Origin of the sequence: Phenylobacterium sp. (assembly GCF_037189685.1) — a bacterium.
GTDB lineage: Bacteria > Pseudomonadota > Alphaproteobacteria > Caulobacterales > Caulobacteraceae > Phenylobacterium.
Genome location: NZ_JBBCIT010000036.1, coordinates 41237 through 58614 on the forward strand (window position 1 = coordinate 41237; position 17378 = coordinate 58614).

Genomic DNA, 17378 nt, shown 5'->3' on the forward strand with positions numbered 1-17378 from the left:
AGCGCCGGGCGGCGCGACGGTCGCGTGAACGATGATCCTGCACATGGGCGCCTCCAGGCTCTTCCTATGCCGAGGACGAACGGCCGGAGGAATCTACGACACCAAACCGATCGTCCAACTCCAGGCGTTGGATTCCCGCCCGGAAACTGACAGTTCTGTATCGGACGAAACGCGCCAGCAGACGAAGCGCCAGCATCAGGGACAAGCATGCAGTTCGACGATGTCATCCTCGGTCGCAGAAGCATCCGCGGCTATAAGCCCGATCCCGTCCCGCGGGCGCTGATCGAGGAGATCATCGGCCTGGCGATGCGCGCGCCGTCCTCGATGAACACCCAGCCGTGGAACTTCTACGTCATCGCCGGCGAGCCGCTGGACCGCATCCGCGCCGGCAACACCGAACGCAACCTGGCGGGCGTTCCGCATTCGCGCGAGTTCCGGACCGGCCAGCCTTTCGCGAACCAGCACCGCGACCGGCAGGTCGGCGTCGCCAAGCAGCTGTTCGCGGCGATGGACATCGCACGCGACGACAAGGCGAAGCGCCAGGACTGGGTGCTGCGGGGCTTCCGCCAGTTCGACGCGCCGGTCTGCATCATCGTGACGTACGACCGTGTGCTGGACGGCAGCGACGACACGCCCTTCGACTGCGGCGCTGTGACCACCGCGCTCGTCCACGCCGCCTGGTCGCGAGGCCTGGGCGCGGTGATCAACAGCCAGGGCATCATGCAGTCGCCGGTCGTGCGCGAGCACGCCGGGATCGCCGACGACCAGGTGATCATGAAGAGCGTCGCGCTGGGGTGGCCGGACGAAACCTTCCCGGCCAACGCCGTCGTGTCGGAGCGCAAGTCCGTCGCCGAGGCGACGGTGTTCGTCGGATTCGAGGAATAGACACGTTCCTCGCCCCCGTCCCCCTTCCGTGGGCGCGCCCTACATCAGCATAGGGACCACATAGGCCGCGACCAGCAGCGCCAGCAGCACGATCATCAGCCGGCCCATGAGCTTGCGCCGCGCCTCTGCCTTCGGGCCGTCGGGGTCGCCCATCAGGCGGGCTCGTAGTTGAGGATGGGCGCCAGCCAGCGCTCGGCCTTCGCCAGGTCCCAGCCCTTGCGGCGGGCGTAGTCCTCGACCTGGTCGCGCTCGATGCGGCCGACGCCGAAGTAGTGGGCCTCGGGATGGGCGAAATAGAGGCCCGAGACCGCCGCCGGCGGGGTCATGGCGAAACTCTCGGTCAGTTCGATGCCCGCTTCCTGCGTCGCGCTCAGCAGGCTGAACAGGGTGGCCTTCTCGGTGTGGTCGGGCTGGGCCGGATAGCCGGCCGCGGGCCGGATGCCGCGGTACTGCTCGGCGATCAGGGCGTCCACGTCGAACGGCTCGTCCGGCGCATAGCCCCACAGCTCGGTGCGGACCTTGCGGTGCATGGCCTCGGCGAAGGCCTCGGCCAGGCGGTCGGCCAGGGCGGTGAACAGGATCGCGGAATAGTCGTCGCCGGCGTCCTTGAACGCCTTGGCCTGCGCCAGCTCGCCGTGGCCGGCCGTGACGGCGAAGCCGCCGATCCAGTCAGGCTTGGTCCCCACCGGCGCGACGAAATCGGAGAGGGCCACGTTGCGCTGGTCGCCGGTCTTCAGCATCTGCTGGCGCAGGGTGTGCAGGCGCGCCAGCTCGGTCGTGCGCGTCTCGTCGGCGTAGACCACCACGTCGTCGCCGTCGGCGGCGGCGGGCCAGAAGCCCACCACCCCCCGCGCCTCCAGCAGGCCTTCCTGGACGATGCGGTCCAGCATGCGGCGGGCGTCGGCATAGAGGTCGGTGGCGGCCTTGCCGACCACGTCGTCCTCCAGGATCTGGGGGAAGCGACCCACCAGCTCCCAGCTCGCGAAGAAGGGCGTCCAGTCGATGTGGCGGACGAGGTCGGGCAGGTCGTAGGGCTTGAAGGTCCGCGTCCCCAGGAACGACGGCCGGGGCGGGTCGTAGGCGGTCCAGTCCGGCGTGAAGGCGTTGTCGCGCGCTTCCTGGAGGGTGGCGCGGGCGCGGTTCCCCTGGCCTCGGGCGAACTGGGCGCGCACCTTCTCGTAGTCGGCGGCCGTCTCGGCCAGGAACCGGGGTTTCTCGGTGGGCGACAGCAGGTTCGAGACCACGCCCACCGCGCGGCTGGCGTCCAGCACATAGGTGGTCGAGCCGGCCGGATACCGGGGCGAGATCTTCACGGCCGTATGGGTCTTGGAGGTGGTGGCGCCGCCGATCAGCAACGGCTGGGTCATGCCGCGACGCTCCATCTCGGAGGCCACGAACACCATCTCGTCCAGGCTGGGCGTGATGAGGCCCGACAGCCCGACGATGTCGACCCCGTGGGCCACAGCCTCGTCCAGGATGCGGTCGGCCGGCACCATGACGCCCAGGTCGACGACCTCGTAGTTGTTGCACTGGAGGACCACGCCCACGATGTTCTTGCCGATGTCGTGGACGTCGCCCTTGACGGTGGCCATCAGCACCTTGCCCGCGCTCCGGCGCCCCGCGCCCCCGTCCTTCTCGGCCTCCATGAAGGGCATCAGGTAGGCGACCGCCTGCTTCATCACCCGTGCCGACTTCACCACCTGGGGCAGGAACATCTTGCCCGCGCCGAACAGGTCGCCGACCACGTTCATGCCGTCCATCAGCGGGCCTTCGATGACGTGCAGCGGGCGCTCGGCGGCGGCGCGGGCCTCCTCGGTGTCGGCCTCGATGAACTCGGTGATGCCGTGGACCAGGGCGTGGCTGAGGCGCGCGGCCACGGGCTGTTCGCGCCAGGCCAGGTTGACCACCTTGGCCTCGCCCTTCTGGCCCTTGTACTTCGGCGCCAGGTCGACCAGGCGCTCGGTGTTGGAGACGCCGCCCGCCTTCGCCGGCCGGTTCAGGATCACGTCCTCGACCAGCTCGCGCAGCTCGGGCTCGATGTCGTCGTAGACGGGCAGGTCGCCGGCGTTGACGATGCCCATGTCCATGCCCGCCGCGATGGCGTGGTACAGGAACACCGAGTGGATCGCGCGGCGCACCGGCTCGTTGCCGCGGAAGCTGAAGCTGACGTTCGAGACGCCGCCCGAGATGCGGGCGTGGGGGCAGACCTCCTTGATCCGCCGCGTGGCCTGGATGAAGTCGACCGCGTAGTTGTCGTGCTCCTCGATCCCCGTCGCCACGGCGAAGATGTTGGGGTCGAAGATGATGTCCTCGGGCGGGAAGCCCACCTGCTCCACCAGGATGTCGTAGGCCCGCTTGCAGATCTCGACCTTGCGGTCGGCGGTGTCGGCCTGGCCCACCTCGTCGAAGGCCATGACGACGACCGCCGCGCCATAGCGCAGGCACGCCCTGGCCTGCTCCAGGAACTTGGCCTCGCCCTCCTTCAGGCTGATCGAGTTCACGATCGCCTTGCCCTGGACGCACTTCAGCCCCGCCTCGATCACCTCCCACTTGGAGCTGTCGATCATCACCGGCACGCGGGCGATGTCGGGCTCGGCCGCCACGAGGTTCAGGAACGTCCGCATGGCCGCGACGGAATCGAGCAGGCCCTCGTCCATGTTGACGTCGATGACCTGGGCCCCGGCCTCGACCTGCTGGCGCGCCACCGACAGCGCCTCGGGATAGTTCCCCTCCGCGACCAGCTTGCGGAATTTCGCCGAGCCGGTGACGTTGGTCCGCTCGCCGACATTGATGAAGGTGGGGCGCATTTCCGTGAAAACCTGTCATCCCGGCCCTCGAAGCGGCGGAGCCGCCTAGGCCGAGTCGGGACCCATACTGCGTTTCTGTTCCTGTCCGCGACCTTGCGGCGCGCTAGACCAGCTCGAACGGCTCCAGGCCGGCCAGCCGCATCGCCTTGGGCCGGTCCGGGATCTGGCGCGGCCTCAGCCCACGCACCGCCTCGGCGACGTGGCGGATGTGGTCCGGCGTCGTGCCGCAGCAGCCGCCCAGGATGTTGACCAGGCCGTGCTCGGCCCATTCGTGGAGCTGGTGGCCCGTCTCGTGCGGCTCCTCGTCGTACTCGCCCATCGCGTTGGGCAGGCCGGCGTTGGGATAGGCCGAAACCAGGGTGTCGGCCACCCGCGCCAGCTCGGCGATGTGGGGCCGCATCAGGTCGGCGCCGAGCGCGCAGTTCAGGCCGATGGCGAACGGCCGGGCGTGGCGCACCGAGTTCCAGAACGCCTCCACCGTCTGGCCCGACAGTGTCCGGCCCGAGCGGTCGGTGATGGTGCCCGAGATCCAGATCGGCAGCGGCTCGTAGCCCTCGTCCTGGAGGTCGAGGATCGCCTTGATCGCGGCCTTGCAGTTGAGCGTGTCGGTGATGGTCTCGATGAGGAACATGTCGACGCCGCCCTCGTGCAGCGCGCGGACCTGTTCGACATAGGCGTCGTAGACCTGATCGAAGGTCACCTTGCGGGCGCCGGGATCGTTCACGTCCGAGCTCATGGACAGCATCACCGGCAGCGGTCCGATCGAGCCGGCGACGAAGCGCGGCTTTGCCGGCTCCTTCGCCGTCCAGCGGTCAGCCACCTCGCGGGCGATGCGGGCGCCCTCCAGGTTGATGTCACGGACCGCCGCCTCCATGCCGTACTCGCCCTGGCCGATGGAGGTGGCCGAGAAGGTGTTGGTCTCGGAGATGTCGGCGCCGGCGGCGACGTACTGGTCGTGCAGGTCGGCGATGATGTCGGGCCGGGTGACGCAGAGCAGATCGTTGTTGCCCTTGAGCTGGCCCGGCGCGCCGGCGAAGCGGTCGCCGCGGTAGTCGGCCTCGTCCAGCCCCCGCTTCTGGATCATCACGCCCCACGATCCGTCGAGGATCAGCACGCGTTCCTTCGCCGCGGCCTTGAGCGCCGCGATGCGGTCCTGACGGGTCATCGGGCAAGCTCCTGCAGGTCGAACTGGCGGCCCTGGAAGCCGCGGTAGTCACCGTCCACGATCTCGGCGAAGGCGGCGGCGAGCAGCGTGCGCGCGAAGGCGCGGTTCCCGGCCTCGGCCGCCGCAGCGCTCTCCCAGAGCATGGTGTCGGTCCACGCCCCATCGCCCTCGAACAACTCGTAGCGGAGGAATCCAGGCTGGGCGTGCATCCACGCCTCGGTTTCGCGGCTGAGGGTGATGAAGCGGTCCCGATGCCCCGGAGCACGGAGCCTGGACGTGACGATCACGACGGCGGTCATGCCGCGGCCTCCTTGGCTTCGGCCGGGGGCGCCTCGCGCACGCCCAGCACGCGGCAGATGGCGTAGACGAGATCGGCGCGGTTCAGCGTGTAGAAGTGGAAGTCCGAGAAGCCCTCCTCGGCCAGGCGCGCGCACATCTCGGCGGCCACGGATGCGGCCACCAGCCGGCGTGTCTCAGGGTCGGCGTCCAGGCCCTCGAAATGGTTGGCCAGCCAGGGCGGGATCGCCACCCCGATGCGGCCGGCCATGTTGGAGAGGCCCTCGAAACTGGAGACCGGCATGATCCCGGGCAGGATCGGCACCTCGATCCCCGCCTTGCGGATGCGCTCCACGAAGCGGAGGTAGCCGTCGATGTCGAAGAAGAAGTTGCTGATCGCCCGCGTGGCGCCGGCGTCCACCTTGGCCTTCAGCACCTCGATGTCGTGGTCGACCGACGGGCTTTCGGGGTGGATCTGCGGATAGACGCCGACGCTCACGTCGAACGGCGCCAGGGCCTTGATGCCCGCCGTCAGCTCGGTGGCGTTCTGATAGCCGTCGGATCGGGGCACATAGGCGCCGCCCAGCGACCCCGGAGGATCGCCGCGCAGGGCCACGATGTGGCGGATGCCGGCGTCCCAGTAGTCCTGGATCACCTCGTCCACCTCGGCGCGGCTGGCCTCGACGCAGGTCAGGTGCGCGGCGGGCCTGAGCGTCGTCTCCTTCAGGATGCGCACCACCGTCCGGTGCGTGCGCTCGCGCGTGGAGCCGCCGGCGCCGTAGGTCACGGACACGAATTCGGGGTTCAGGGGCTCCAGGCGGCGGATCGCCTCCCACAGGCCGGCCTCGCTCTTCGGCCCCTTTGGCGGCGAGAACTCGAACGAGACGCGGGGGCGTGATCCGGCGCCGGCGCCCGCACGCGCGACGGGACCCAGGGCGCTTCCTCTGGGGGCGGTTTCGGCAGGGTTCATGCGGCGCTCCTGAGGACGGCGGGCGCGCCGTGCGCCGCCCAGATCTTGACGGTGAGGCCGTCGGCCCGGACCGGCGGCAGGGACTGGTCCTCGACCGACGGCAGGCCGGCGTCGGCCAGCCAGCGGCCCATCTCCTCGTCCGAGAAGCCCAGGCGGCGGTGCTGGTGCGCCTCACGGAGGAACTCAAGCTTGTGCGGGGCGAAATCGACGATGATCAGCCGGCCGCCGGGCGCCACGATGCGGGCGGCCTCGCGCACCGCGGCGGCCGGATCGCCCAGGTAGTGCAGCACCTGGTGGACCACGACGAGGTCGGCCGCGCCCTCGGGCAGGCGGGTGTCGAAGATGTCGCCGTGGCGCAACTCCACGTTCGTCAGGCCGGCCTCGACGGCGTTGCGCCGGGCGATGTTCAGCATCTGCTGCGACAGGTCGAGACCCAGCGCCTGGTCGGCCTGCGGCCCCAGGAGCGTCAGCATCCGGCCGGTTCCGGCGCCCAGGTCCACCAGCCGGCGCACGCGCGCGGCGCCGGCGGCCTCGAGGATCTTCGCCTCCACGGCGGCGTCGCCCACATAGAGCGCGCGGATCTGGTCCCACTGCGCGGCGTTCTCGGCGAAGTAGGCGGCCGCGGCGGCCGCACGCTCGGCCTGTACGTCGTCCAGCTTTCGGCGATCCCGCGCCAGGACCGGGTCGTCGGGCGCGATGCGGGCCAGCACCTCGGCGGCCACGTCATGCTGGGGACCGGCCCCCGCCAGGCGATAGAAGACCCAGGCCCCGTCGGGGAAGCGTTCGACCAGCCCCGCCTCGGCCAGGAGCTTCAGATGGCGCGAGACCCGCGGCTGGCTCTGGTCGAGCACCCGGCAAAGCTCGAGCACCGCCAGTTCTTCGCGCTCGAGCAGCGCCAGGATGCGCAGGCGCGTCGGCTCGCCGGCCGCCCGGAGCACGTCCACGATCTGTCTGGCCGAGAGCTGCATCATGACATAAAGATATCTTTATATGTGTTGCCGTCAAGTGAACGGCGACGTCCGGCCGCCGTGGGCCATAGATTGACCCGGAGGGCCGCCATGCGTCGGATCGTGATCATCGGAAACTCCGGCGGCGGCAAGTCCACGCTGGCGCGGCGCCTGGGCGCGGCCCTGGGCCTGCCGGTCGTCCACCTCGACGCCCTGTTCTGGAAGCCAGGCTGGATCGAAAGCGGGGACGACGAGTTCCGCGCCCGCGTCGCCGAGGCGCTGGCCGGAGACGCCTGGATCTGCGACGGCAACTTCGGCGGGACCTGGGATCTCAGGATGCCGCGGGCCGACACCATCGTCTGGTTGGACCTGTCGCCGCGCCTGTGCCTGGTCCGCGCGATCCGGCGGGTGTTCCAGTACCGGCGCGACCTGCGGCCCGACATGGCCGAAGGCTGCCAGGAGAAATTCGACCCGAAGTTCTACGCCTACATCCTGACCTTCGACCGCAAGGTCCGGCCCCGGCTGGAGGCGGCGCTCGCCGAACACGGCGCCCACGCCCGGCTGGCTCGCCTGCGCAACGACCGCGAGATCGACGCCTTCGTCGCCGAGGCGGCCTCGGGGCCGCGCGGCGGATAGCGCCTACCGGGTGAACTTCTGGAACTTGATCCGGTGCGGAATGAGGCTGTCGGCGCCCAGGCGGCGCTTCTTGTCCTCTTCATAGGCCTCGAAGTTGCCCTCGAACCATTCCACATGGCTGTCGCCCTCGAAGGCCAGGATGTGGGTCGCCAGGCGGTCCAGGAAGAAGCGGTCGTGGCTGATGACCACGGCGCAGCCCGGGAAGTCCTCGAGCGCCGATTCCAGGGCCCCCAGGGTTTCCACGTCCAGGTCGTTGGTCGGCTCGTCGAGCATCAGGACGTTGCCGCCCGACGCCAGGGTCTTGGCCAGGTGGACGCGGTTGCGCTCTCCCCCCGAGAGGAGGCCCACCTTCTTCTGCTGGTCGCCGCCCTTGAAGTTGAACGAGCCGACATAGGCCCGGCTGGGGATCTCGCGGGTCCCCACCTTCATCACGTCCAGGCCGCCCGAGATCTCCTCCCAGACGTTCTTGTTCGGGTCGAGGTTGTCGCGGCTCTGATCGACATAGGCCAGCTTCACCGTCTCGCCCAGGCGCACGACGCCCTGGTCGGGCGCCTCCTGACCCGTGATGATCTTGAACAGCGTGGTCTTGCCGGCGCCGTTCGGTCCGATGACCCCCACGATGCCGCCCGGGGGCAGCTTGAACGTCAGATCCTTGAACAGCAGCTTGTCGCCGTATTCCTTCTCCAGCCCGTCGGCCTCGATCACCACCTGGCCCAGGCGGGGTCCCGGGGGGATCTGGATCTGGGCGAAGGTCTGCTTCTGGCGGTCGGCCTCGTTCTGCAGGTCCTCGAAGGCGGCCAGACGGGCCTTGGACTTCGAACGCCGCGCCGAGGGTGATGAACGAACCCAGGCCAGCTCGCGTTCGATCGCCCGCTTCTTGCCCGCCTCCTCGCGCTCTTCCTGCGCCAGGCGCTTGGTCTTCTGCTCCAGCCACGACGAGTAGTTGCCCTCGTAGGGCAGGCCCTTGCCGCGGTCGAGCTCCAGCGTCCACTTGGTGACCTGGTCCAGGAAGTAGCGGTCGTGGGTGACCAGGATCACGCAGCCCGGGAAGGCCTCCAGGTGGTGCTGGAGCCAGGCCACGCTCTCGGCGTCGAGGTGGTTGGTGGGCTCGTCCAGCAGCAGCATGTCGGGCTTCGACAGCAGCAGGCGCGCCAGCGCCACCCGGCGCCGCTCGCCGCCCGACAGCTTGTCCACCGGCCAGTCGTTGGGCGGGCAGCGCAGGGCGTCCATCGCCATCTCGATACGGCTGTCGATGTCCCAGAGGTCGCCAGCGTCCAGCTTCTCCTGGAGGGCGGTCATCTCCTCCATCAGCTCGTCGCTGTATTCCTCGCCCATCTTGTTGGCGACCTCGTTGTACTTGTCGAAGATCTGCTTCTCTTCGCACCACGAGATGACGTTGCCCCAGACGTCGAGGCTCTCGTCGAGCTTGGGCTCCTGTTCGAGGTAGCCGCGCTTGACGCCGTCGGCGGCGAAGGCCTCGCCGGTGAAATCCTTGTCGATCCCCGACATGATCTTCAGCAGGGTCGACTTGCCCGAGCCGTTCACGCCCACCACGCCGATCTTCGCGTCGGAGTAGAAGCTCAGCCAGATGTTCTCGAAGAGCTTCTTCGGGCTGCCGGGATAGGCCTTGGTCAGGCCCTGCATCTGGAAAATGTACTGCTGCGCCATGGGGCGTCCGCGCTCGCTCACAGTCTGTGGGGGAATTCGAGGCGGGAGATAGCCGCGCGAGCGCCCGGGCGCAACGGAAGCGGGCCAAAGAACCCGCGGGAGAGGCGGGCCGCCCCTCCCGCGGAGGAACCCCATCGGCCGGGAACGACTGCGGCCGGAGGGGAGGAAACCCCGGGCGGCGGAGCGCGGCCCAGCGCGCCGTCGCCGCGCCTGAAGCGCTAGTTCCGCGCGGTCTGCACCTGGATCGCGGCCTTGTTGCAGGCGCGGAGCTGGCCCGCGGTGAGTTCGCGGCCGCCCGAGCGGTAGCTGGCGACCGGACCGATGACGGCCACGACCTTCTTGCACTCGCGCACCACGCCATCGAGGTTGGCGCGCCGCACCGCCGCGCCCTGGCATTGGTCGCCCTCGCAACGCCAGTCGACGCCGGAGATGGTCTGGGCCACCGGCGCCGCGGCGGGCGTCGCCAAGCGGGCCTCGCCCACGTAACCCGCCGCCTGGGCCTGGGCCTGGGTGGCGCCGAACCCGGCGCAGAGAGCCAGGGCGGCCAGCGCCCCCACACACCTGAAGTTTTGCATTCCCGTGATCCCTTCGATAGAAAAGAGCACGACCGGTCGCTTGAGCGACAAAAGAGCACGATCGGTCACTTTGTCAAGGCGTCGTTTCGGCGAGGAGGTTCCGCACGTTGCGCAAGGGCGAGGCCACCCGGGCCCGGATCATCCAGGAAGCCGCCCATCTGGCGGCCCTGCGGGGCCTGACCGGCGTCAGCCTGAACGACGTGGCGGAGGCGGTGGGCCTGTCCAAGAGCGGCCTCTTCAAGCACTTCGAGTCCAAGGAGGACATGCACCTGGCCGTCGTGGAGATGGTGGGCGGCATGTTCCGCGACCGTGTCTGGACGCCGGCCGCGAGCCTGCCGCCCGGCCGGCCGCGCCTGGAGAAGGTGTTCGAGTGCTGGCTGCACTGGTGCGAGGAGGACTGGCCCCGCAGCGGATGCCCCATCATGGCGCTGAGCGTCGAGCTGGACGATCAGCCGGGCCCGTTGCGCGACCTGCTGCAGAAGCAGCTCCGGGCCTTCCGCAGGACCCTCATCGACGAGTTCATCGCGCTCCGGACGCCTCCGCTCTCCGAGGCCGAGGCCCAGGCGGCCTACTTCCAGCTCAAGAGCTTCGTGCTCGGCCACGCCGACGCCCGGCGGATGATGGGCGACACCGACGCCCGCCGTTCCGCCGTGGCCGCGTTCGAGGGCCTCATCGACCGCACCGCCCGCACCGCAGCCTGACGGAACCGCAAGGCCCGCTCCGCGTACTCCTTCCGCAACGCAGCGAAAGGAAGCGCGACATGCACAAGGATGAAGCCAAGGGCGCGGCCAAGGACGCCGTCGGCGCCGTCAAGCAGGCGGTCGGCAAGGCCACCGGCGACGAGCGGCTGCAGGCGGAAGGCGCGGCCGAGCGCGTCGAAGGCAAGGTCCAGAAGGGCGTCGGCGCCCTCAAGGAAGCGGCCCGGGACGTGCTCAAGAAGTAAGCCGCCGACGCCTTCGGAAGGGGCCCGCGGTCAGGACTCGGCGTCGATTTCGGCGAAGGTCTTGCCGCGGGTCTCCCGCGCCACCAGCGCGGCGATCCCGGTGATCAGCGACGCGGTCGCCACATAGATCGCGATGGGCGTCCCCGACATCGTCGCCGCCAGCAGCGCAGCCGCGATCAGGGGCGCCAGCGAGCCGGCGAAGATCGACGTGACCTGGTAGGCCAGAGAGGCGCCGGAATAGCGCATCCGGGTCGGGAACATCTCGGCCAGGAACGCCGCCTGGGGCCCATACATCGCCGCGTGGAAGACGAGCGCCCCCACGCACGCCAGGACGATGAGTCGAGGATCGGCGGTGTCGAGCAGGGCAAAGAAGGCGAAGGCCCACAACATCATCCCGAACGCCCCCGCCGCATAGACGGGCCGGCGGCCGACCCTGTCCGACAGCCAGCCGAAGAACGGGATCGACACCACATGGACGGCCGAGGCGATGAGGATGGCGTTCAACGCCGTCCCGCGCGACAGGCCCAGCTTCTGGGTGACGTAGGTGATCGTGAAGACACTGACGATGTAGTAGCTGATGTTCTCGGCGAACTTCAGGCCGCCGCCCACCACGATGGCCCAGGGGCGCTTCCGGATCGCCTCCACCACCGGGGCCCTGGGCAGGGCCGCCTGCTCGGCCGCCAGGGCCTTGAACGTGGGGCTCTCGTCCACGGCGCTGCGGATCCAGTACCCGACCCCGATCAGCACCACCGAGATGAGGAACGGGACGCGCCAGCCCCAGGCCAGGAAGTCGGCCTCGGACTGGGTCACCGCCATCAAGGTCAGCACCGCCGAGGCCAGCAGGCTGCCGGCCGCCACGCCCGCCTGCGGCCAGCTCGTCCAGAAGCCACGGCGGGCGGCGTCGCCGTGCTCGGCCACGATCAGGACCGCCCCGCCCCACTCCCCGCCCACGGCGAAGCCCTGGATGAGACGCAGCGCCACCAGCATCGCCGGCGCCCACAGGCCCACCTGGTCGTACGTGGGCAGGCAGCCGATCAGCACCGTGGCGCCGCCCATCAACAGCAGGCTCAGCATCAGAAGGCGCTTGCGGCCGATCCGGTCGCCGTAGTGGCCGAAGACGATCCCGCCGAGCGGCCGGGCGAAGAAGCCCAGCGCATAGGTGGCGAAGGCCAGCATGGTGCCGACCAGGGGATCGGACTCGGGAAAGAACAGGCGGTTGAAGACCAGCGCGGCCGCGGTCCCGTAGAGGAAGAAGTCGTACCACTCGATGGTGGTGCCGATGATGCTGGCGCCCACCACCTTGCGGATGGTGGCGGGTGACGAGACGGCGTCGGAAGGCGTGGCCACGGGCGGGGCGTTCAAGGGCGGCGGCCCGCCGCTGGCGCACAGGAGGCTGGCGCCGAGGAGAATCCGGCGTCCGTCGCCGCGAGCGGAATACGCATCGAGAAGGCCTCCCGCGCCGACGTCTTCCGCGCCGGCCGCGAACGGACCATCCGACATGCCATGGCCATGCTCAAGCCGAAAGCGGGCAGCGTCCCGTGGTCGCAGACAGGCGCCCGCGGGGTTGACCTCGACCTCCCGCCCGCCATTCTCCCCTCACACGCGAACCGCACACCACAGCGAGCCGCAGGCCAGGAGGCGTACGTGAACCTGACCGACCGACCCCGCAGCGCCGCCCGCCGCGACCTCCTGGTCCTGGGCGCCGCCGCCGGTGCTTCCCTCTTCGCCGCGCCGGCCTGGTGCCGGAGCCTCGATATCTGGGAGCCGCGGCGCGCCGTCCTGCACAACCTGCATACGGGCGACGCGTTCAACGACGTCTACTACGCCAACGGCAGCTACCTGCCCGACGCCCTGGCGGCGGCGAACCGGGTGATGCGCGACTGGCGGACCGGCGACGAACACTTCATCGACCCCGGCCTCTTCGACGCGCTGCACGCGATCCAGTCGAAACTGGAGACGCCCAGGCCGTTCCAGATCATCTCGGGGTATCGCTCCCCGCGGACCAACGCGATGCTGGCCGGCCGCTCCAAGGGGGTCGCCACCAACAGCCAGCACACGCTGGGCAAGGCCATCGACGTTCGGCTCCAGGGCGTGGAGCTGTCACGGCTGCGCGACGCCGCCCTGGCCGTGGGCGCCGGGGGCGTGGGCTTCTACCCTGTTTCCGACTTCGTCCACGTGGACACCGGCCGCGTCCGCCAGTGGCGGGGATCGTAGGCCCGCCTCTTTCCGGATCCGCGTCCCTGCGGACGTCCCGTCAGTTCGGCGCCACGTCCGGCTCGGGTTCGATCGTGGTCATGCCGGTGGCGGCCGCATCGTCCAGGATCTGCTGCTCCTCAGGCGTCGGCGAAGGCGCCGGAGGCGGGGGTTCGGGCGACGGCGCGGGTTCGGCTGCGACGGCGGGGGCGGCGCTCTCCTCTGCGGCCGGCGCGGCCTCTTCGGAGACCGGCGGCTCGGCCGGCCGATCGAAGCCCAGCATCCGGCTCGCCGCCAGGGCGGCCAGCACCGCCGCGCAGGCGGCCGCGATCCAAAGCACCTTCCTCAACATCGCCCCCTTCCCTTCTCGGGCTCCCGTTCGTTCTCAAGCCCCGTTCGTTCTCAGGCCTTCGCGCCCGACGCCAGCACGCCGACCCGCTGCAACAGTTCACGGTCCCAGCCGTAGGGGTCCGAGCGGAACTGCATCTGCCCGTCCGCCCCGCCGAACGCCGTCCAGTAGAAGATGTAGACCGGAACCTGGACGTCCATACGCGCCCGCACCGTCTTGTCCCCCTGGAGCTGCTTCCCGATCCCCTCGGACGTCCAGGTGGAGTTGCCCTCGAGCAGCGCCTCGGCCAGCGCCCGCGGCTTCTCGATCCGCACGCAGCCGTGGCTGGCCTGGCGCGCATAGAGGTCGAAGCCGCCCTTCGAGGGGGTGTCGTGCAGATAGACGGCGAACGGGTTGTCGAAGTCGAACTTGAACCGGCCGAGCGCGCTCTGGTCGCCCGACGCCTGCTGGAGCCGCGGCTGGCCGCCCTCCACCGGGATCACGCGATAGCCGTTGCGGGCGAAGTAGCCGGGACTGGCGCGTTCCTTGGGCCACAGCTCGCGCGCCGCGATCCCGGAGGGCACGTTCCACGGGGGATTGATCACCACGCTGTGGATCATCGACGTGAGCATCGGCGTCTCGTCGCCCTTCTTGCCCGAGACCGCCTTCATCGACATCACCGGCCTGTCGTCGCGGAACAGGGTGACGATGGCCGCGCCCGAGTTCACCTGCACGCGCGTGGCCGGCATGGTGGCCGGCATCCAACGCCAGCGCTCCATGTTGGCGATGATCTGCAGCACCCGCTGGCCGACCGGCTGGTTCAGGTGGAAGAGCGTGCCCGGTCCCACCACGCCGTCGGGCTTCAGGCCGTAGCGGCGCTGGGCGCGGATCACCGCCTCCTCCAGCGGCTTGTCGAAGGTCGCAGGCCCCGTGGCGGCGACCAGCGGGTCCTCCACGGCCAGGCGGGCGCGCAGCACCGCCACGCGGGGGTCGTTCGAGCCCAGCTCCAGTTTCGACCCTTCGGGCACCGGCTTCCAGCCGCCCTGGGCCGCGATCTCACGGTAGCGGGCCAGGCCGCGCTTCAGCGCGACATAGCCGGAATAGCGGGGCGGCAGGGCGTCGAGCCACGCCTGCAGCCGGTTCTCCGCCAGGGCCTGGGCCAGTTCGGGCGCCGGATCATAGGCCGCCGGGCGTATCTGCCAGAGCGCGGGAAACCGGCCCGGCTCCAGCCGTCCGATCCTGACGTCGCGCGCATACCGCAGGAGGCCGTCCGACAGCGCCAGGTTCTGTCCGGCGCCGAGGTCCGCGCCCTCGGCGACGCCGTCAGGCAGATAGGCCTTGGGCTGGAGGCCGTGGGCGTCGGCCGCGCGCAGCACCCGGATCGCCACCTCGGCCTGCGCGGCGGTCAGGGCCGGAATCTCGACCGGCGGGGCGGGCGGCGGCGGAAGATCCAGCACGGGCGGCGCGGCCTGTGGCGCGGGGGCCTGGACCATCGGGGCCTGGACAGCGGGCTGGCCCGTCGCCGGCGCCGCCAAGGCCAGCGGCGCGGCCGCAACCAGGGCCAGGCGGCGCCCCATGCGACCGCCCCCGAAACCTCGACCCCTCATGCGCAAAACCAGAACCCTCTCTCCAACACACCCTCGGAGCTACGTAGGCTCCGCTCGGTCGGATGAACGCATAACTGGCCCCAAGGCGCCGGCGTGTCGACGGCGGCCCCCCATCTGACAGCTTCACTGTCACCCGCCGGCCACAGTGACGCCGCCCCAAGCGATCAGGCCCTTCAGGCAGCGCCGTCAGGTGGGATAGCGGTGTTCGCGCCCGGACGGGTCCGTCACGCGATCCTCGCCCACATAGCACGGGCCGACCGGCGACTTGCCGTACCCGCCGGGGATGTCGAGCACGTAGGTGGGCTGGCACAGGCCCGAAACCCGGCCGCGCAGGCCGCGCATCAGCGCCTGGCCCTCGGCGAGGGTGGTGCGGAAATGGCCGGTGCCGGGCGCCATGTCGGCATGGTGCAGATAATAGGGCTTGATCCGCATCTCGACGAAGCGGCGCATCAGGGCCTCCAGCGCCTCCGGCGCATCGTTCACCCCGCGCAGCAGCACGCTCTGGCTCACCATCGGGATCCCGGCGTCGATCAGGCGCGCGCAGGCGGCCTCCGCGGCCGGCGTGAGTTCGTCGGCGTGGTTGGCGTGCAGCGCGACCCAGACCGTCTTGCCGGCGCCCTTGAGCGCCCTCACGAGCGACGAGGTCACCCGATCGGGCGCCACGGCCGGGACGCGGGTGTGGAAGCGCACCACCTTCACATGATCGATCCGCCCCAGCCGCGTCATCAGGTCGGAAAGCCGCCGCGGCGACAGCACGAAGGGATCGCCGCCCGTGACGATCACCTCCCAGATCTCGGGCCGGCCGGCCACATAGGCCATCGCCGCGTCGAGCTGCGCCGGGGACAGGGGCCGCACGCCGTCCGGGCCCACCATCTCGCGCCGGAAGCAGAACCGGCAGTAGACCGCGCAGGCGTGATTCGCCTTGAGCAGCACGCGGTCGGGATAGCGGTGGACGATCCCTGCCACGGGGCTGTGCGCATCGTCGCCGATGGGGTCGTCGCTCTCGCCCGACGCCAGGGTCAGTTCGGCGGCGGCCGGCAGGAACTGGCGGCCCACCGGACCGTCGGGCGCGCCGCCGATGGCCTCGACCATGACCGGCGTCACCGCCACGGCGTAGCGCGCCGCCACCGCCTCCAGCGCGGGCGAGGATTCGGCCAGGCCGGCGTCGGCCAGCGCCCGGAGCGTGCGGAGGGGGGCGGCTCTGGTCATTCGAGCGGCATATGGCCCGAGGGCGCGGCGACCGCAACGCCGCCGGCCGGGCCACCGGTCAGGCCACCGGAGTCCAGAGCACCTGCTCGATCCGCGACGCGCCGGCGGCCAGCATCACCAGCCGGTCGAAGCCCAGGGCCCCGCCGCTGGCCGGCGGCATGTGCGCCAGCGCCGCCAGGAAGTCCTCGTCGACGGGATAGCGCTCGCCGTAGATGCGCGCCTTCTCGTCCATCTCGATCCCGAACCGCCGCCGCTGCTCGGCCGCGTCGGTCAGTTCGCCGAAGCAGTTGGCCAGCTCCACGCCGCAGGCATACAGCTCGAACCGCTCGGCCACGCGGCCGTCGCCCGGCTTCGGACGCGCCAGGGCCGCCTCGGACACCGGATATTCGCAGAGGATGGTCGCTCGTCCGAATCCCAGGTTCGGCTCCACCTTCTCGACGATCACGCGGCTGAAGACGTCGGCCCAGGTGTCGTCGGTCGCGGTGCGGACCCCGGCCTCTCGGGCCTTGGCCGCCAGGCCGTCGCGATCGTCGAGCAGCGCCAGCAGGCCGATGTCGGCATAGCGATCGAACGCCTCGGCCACGCTCAGCCGCTCGGGCTCGGCGAAGGGGTCGGCCTCGCGCCCGCGCCAGGTCAGCCGGCGGGCTTCCGCCGCCTCGGCCGCCACGGCCAGCAGCGCGGCGGCGTCGGCCATCACCGCCTCGTAGGGCGAGTGCGCCCGGTACCACTCCAGCATGGTGAACTCGGGATGGTGCAGAGGCCCGCGCTCGCGGTTCCGCCACACCCGGGCCAGGGTGAAGATCTCGCGCTCGCCCGAGGCCAGCAGTTTCTTGCACGCGAACTCGGGCGAGGTGTGCAGGTAGAGGGGCGATCTTTCGCCCGTGGTCGTGACCGCCTCGGTGGCGAAGGCGTGCAGGTGGGCCTCGTTGCCGGGCGAGACCTGAAGCGCGGCGGTCTCCACCTCGGTGAAGCCGCGATCCTCGAACCAGCGCCGCACCGCCCGCGTCACCGCCGTACGCGCCGCCAGGAAGGGCCGGCGGTCAGGGCGACGGGCAGGCGCCCACCAGGGTGTTTGTCGATGTCCGGTCAAGGGCGGCAAGGGCGGGGGGGGCTGGAGATTTCAGCGCACATCGCTATAGGGGCCGGCATAAGAATTCCATCCGCGGAGT

Annotated in this window: 17 protein-coding genes; 5 read left to right on the top strand and 12 right to left on the bottom strand. The window is 70.4% G+C overall.

Annotated features, from left to right (window positions below):
- Positions 1 to 207: 207 nt before the first annotated feature.
- Positions 208 to 885 (top strand): nitroreductase, encoded by a 678-nt coding sequence (locus WG212_RS19700; RefSeq protein ID WP_337188824.1) that lies wholly within the window; start codon positions 208 to 210, stop codon positions 883 to 885.
- Positions 886 to 1037: 152 nt separating this feature from the next.
- Here WG212_RS19700 and metH read toward each other — a convergent pair whose 3' ends face one another.
- From metH to WG212_RS19725, 5 genes are all read right to left on the bottom strand, one after another.
- On the bottom strand, positions 1038 to 3692 hold the full coding sequence (gene metH, locus WG212_RS19705) for a methionine synthase (protein WP_337188825.1): 2655 nt from the start codon (positions 3690 to 3692) through the stop codon (positions 1038 to 1040).
- Positions 3693 to 3795: 103 nt separating this feature from the next.
- Positions 3796 to 4857: a homocysteine S-methyltransferase family protein gene (locus WG212_RS19710; protein WP_337188826.1), complete on the bottom strand. Its 1062-nt coding sequence runs from the start codon at positions 4855 to 4857 to the stop codon at positions 3796 to 3798.
- Positions 4854 to 5156: an antibiotic biosynthesis monooxygenase gene (locus tag WG212_RS19715; protein ID WP_293383649.1), complete on the bottom strand. Its 303-nt coding sequence runs from the start codon at positions 5154 to 5156 to the stop codon at positions 4854 to 4856. The genes WG212_RS19710 and WG212_RS19715 overlap by 4 nt, the downstream gene beginning before the upstream one ends.
- Entirely contained in the window at positions 5153 to 6103 is a 951-nt protein-coding gene (gene metF, locus WG212_RS19720) for a methylenetetrahydrofolate reductase [NAD(P)H] (protein ID WP_337188827.1), read from the bottom strand. The genes WG212_RS19715 and metF overlap by 4 nt, the downstream gene beginning before the upstream one ends.
- Positions 6100 to 7071 (bottom strand): metalloregulator ArsR/SmtB family transcription factor, encoded by a 972-nt coding sequence (locus tag WG212_RS19725; protein ID WP_337188856.1) that lies wholly within the window; start codon positions 7069 to 7071, stop codon positions 6100 to 6102. Before WG212_RS19725 ends, metF begins: the two co-directional genes overlap by 4 nt.
- Positions 7072 to 7161: 90 nt before the next feature.
- On the opposite strand from WG212_RS19725, the gene WG212_RS19730 reads away from it, so the two are divergent.
- Positions 7162 to 7686, top strand: coding sequence for a hypothetical protein (locus tag WG212_RS19730; RefSeq protein WP_337188828.1), 525 nt, complete (start codon positions 7162 to 7164; stop codon positions 7684 to 7686).
- Positions 7687 to 7689: 3 nt separating this feature from the next.
- Here the strand turns inward: WG212_RS19730 and ettA are convergent, their stop codons facing one another.
- Both ettA and WG212_RS19740 read right to left on the bottom strand, forming a co-directional pair.
- Positions 7690 to 9354, bottom strand: coding sequence for an energy-dependent translational throttle protein EttA (gene ettA, locus WG212_RS19735; protein WP_337188829.1), 1665 nt, complete (start codon positions 9352 to 9354; stop codon positions 7690 to 7692).
- Between the two features lie 218 nt (positions 9355 to 9572).
- Complete coding sequence (locus WG212_RS19740) at positions 9573 to 9929, bottom strand: hypothetical protein (RefSeq protein ID WP_337188830.1); 357 nt, start codon at positions 9927 to 9929, stop codon at positions 9573 to 9575.
- A 107-nt stretch (positions 9930 to 10036) separates the two neighbouring features.
- On the opposite strand from WG212_RS19740, the gene WG212_RS19745 reads away from it, so the two are divergent.
- Together WG212_RS19745 and WG212_RS19750 are read left to right on the top strand one after the other, a co-directional pair.
- Positions 10037 to 10630, top strand: a complete 594-nt coding sequence (locus tag WG212_RS19745) for a TetR/AcrR family transcriptional regulator (RefSeq protein ID WP_337188831.1) — start codon at positions 10037 to 10039, stop codon at positions 10628 to 10630.
- Between the two features lie 59 nt (positions 10631 to 10689).
- Entirely contained in the window at positions 10690 to 10872 is a 183-nt protein-coding gene (locus tag WG212_RS19750) for a CsbD family protein (RefSeq protein WP_293383624.1), read from the top strand.
- 30 nt (positions 10873 to 10902) lie between these two features.
- Here WG212_RS19750 and WG212_RS19755 read toward each other — a convergent pair whose 3' ends face one another.
- Positions 10903 to 12219, bottom strand: coding sequence for an MFS transporter (locus WG212_RS19755; RefSeq protein ID WP_337188832.1), 1317 nt, complete (start codon positions 12217 to 12219; stop codon positions 10903 to 10905).
- Positions 12220 to 12516: 297 nt separating this feature from the next.
- Here WG212_RS19755 and WG212_RS19760 point away from each other — a divergent pair, with 297 nt between their 5' ends.
- Positions 12517 to 13086: a DUF882 domain-containing protein gene (locus tag WG212_RS19760; protein ID WP_337188833.1), complete on the top strand. Its 570-nt coding sequence runs from the start codon at positions 12517 to 12519 to the stop codon at positions 13084 to 13086.
- Between the two features lie 40 nt (positions 13087 to 13126).
- Here the strand turns inward: WG212_RS19760 and WG212_RS19765 are convergent, their stop codons facing one another.
- The 4 genes from WG212_RS19765 to epmA all read right to left on the bottom strand — a co-directional run bounded on the left by WG212_RS19765 (position 13127) and on the right by epmA (position 17308).
- Positions 13127 to 13417: a hypothetical protein gene (locus WG212_RS19765; RefSeq protein ID WP_337188834.1), complete on the bottom strand. Its 291-nt coding sequence runs from the start codon at positions 13415 to 13417 to the stop codon at positions 13127 to 13129.
- Positions 13418 to 13467: 50 nt separating this feature from the next.
- Positions 13468 to 14970 carry a L,D-transpeptidase family protein gene (locus WG212_RS19770; RefSeq protein ID WP_337188835.1) on the bottom strand — a complete coding sequence of 501 codons (1503 nt, stop codon included), beginning with the start codon at positions 14968 to 14970 and terminating at the stop codon, positions 13468 to 13470.
- Positions 14971 to 15186: 216 nt separating this feature from the next.
- On the bottom strand, positions 15187 to 16209 hold the full coding sequence (locus WG212_RS19775) for a lysine-2,3-aminomutase-like protein (RefSeq protein WP_337188836.1): 1023 nt from the start codon (positions 16207 to 16209) through the stop codon (positions 15187 to 15189).
- A gap of 58 nt (positions 16210 to 16267) precedes the next feature.
- A complete protein-coding gene (gene epmA / locus WG212_RS19780) occupies positions 16268 to 17308 on the bottom strand; it encodes an EF-P lysine aminoacylase EpmA (RefSeq protein WP_337188837.1) in 1041 nt (346 codons plus the stop codon).
- Positions 17309 to 17378 lie beyond the last annotated feature (70 nt).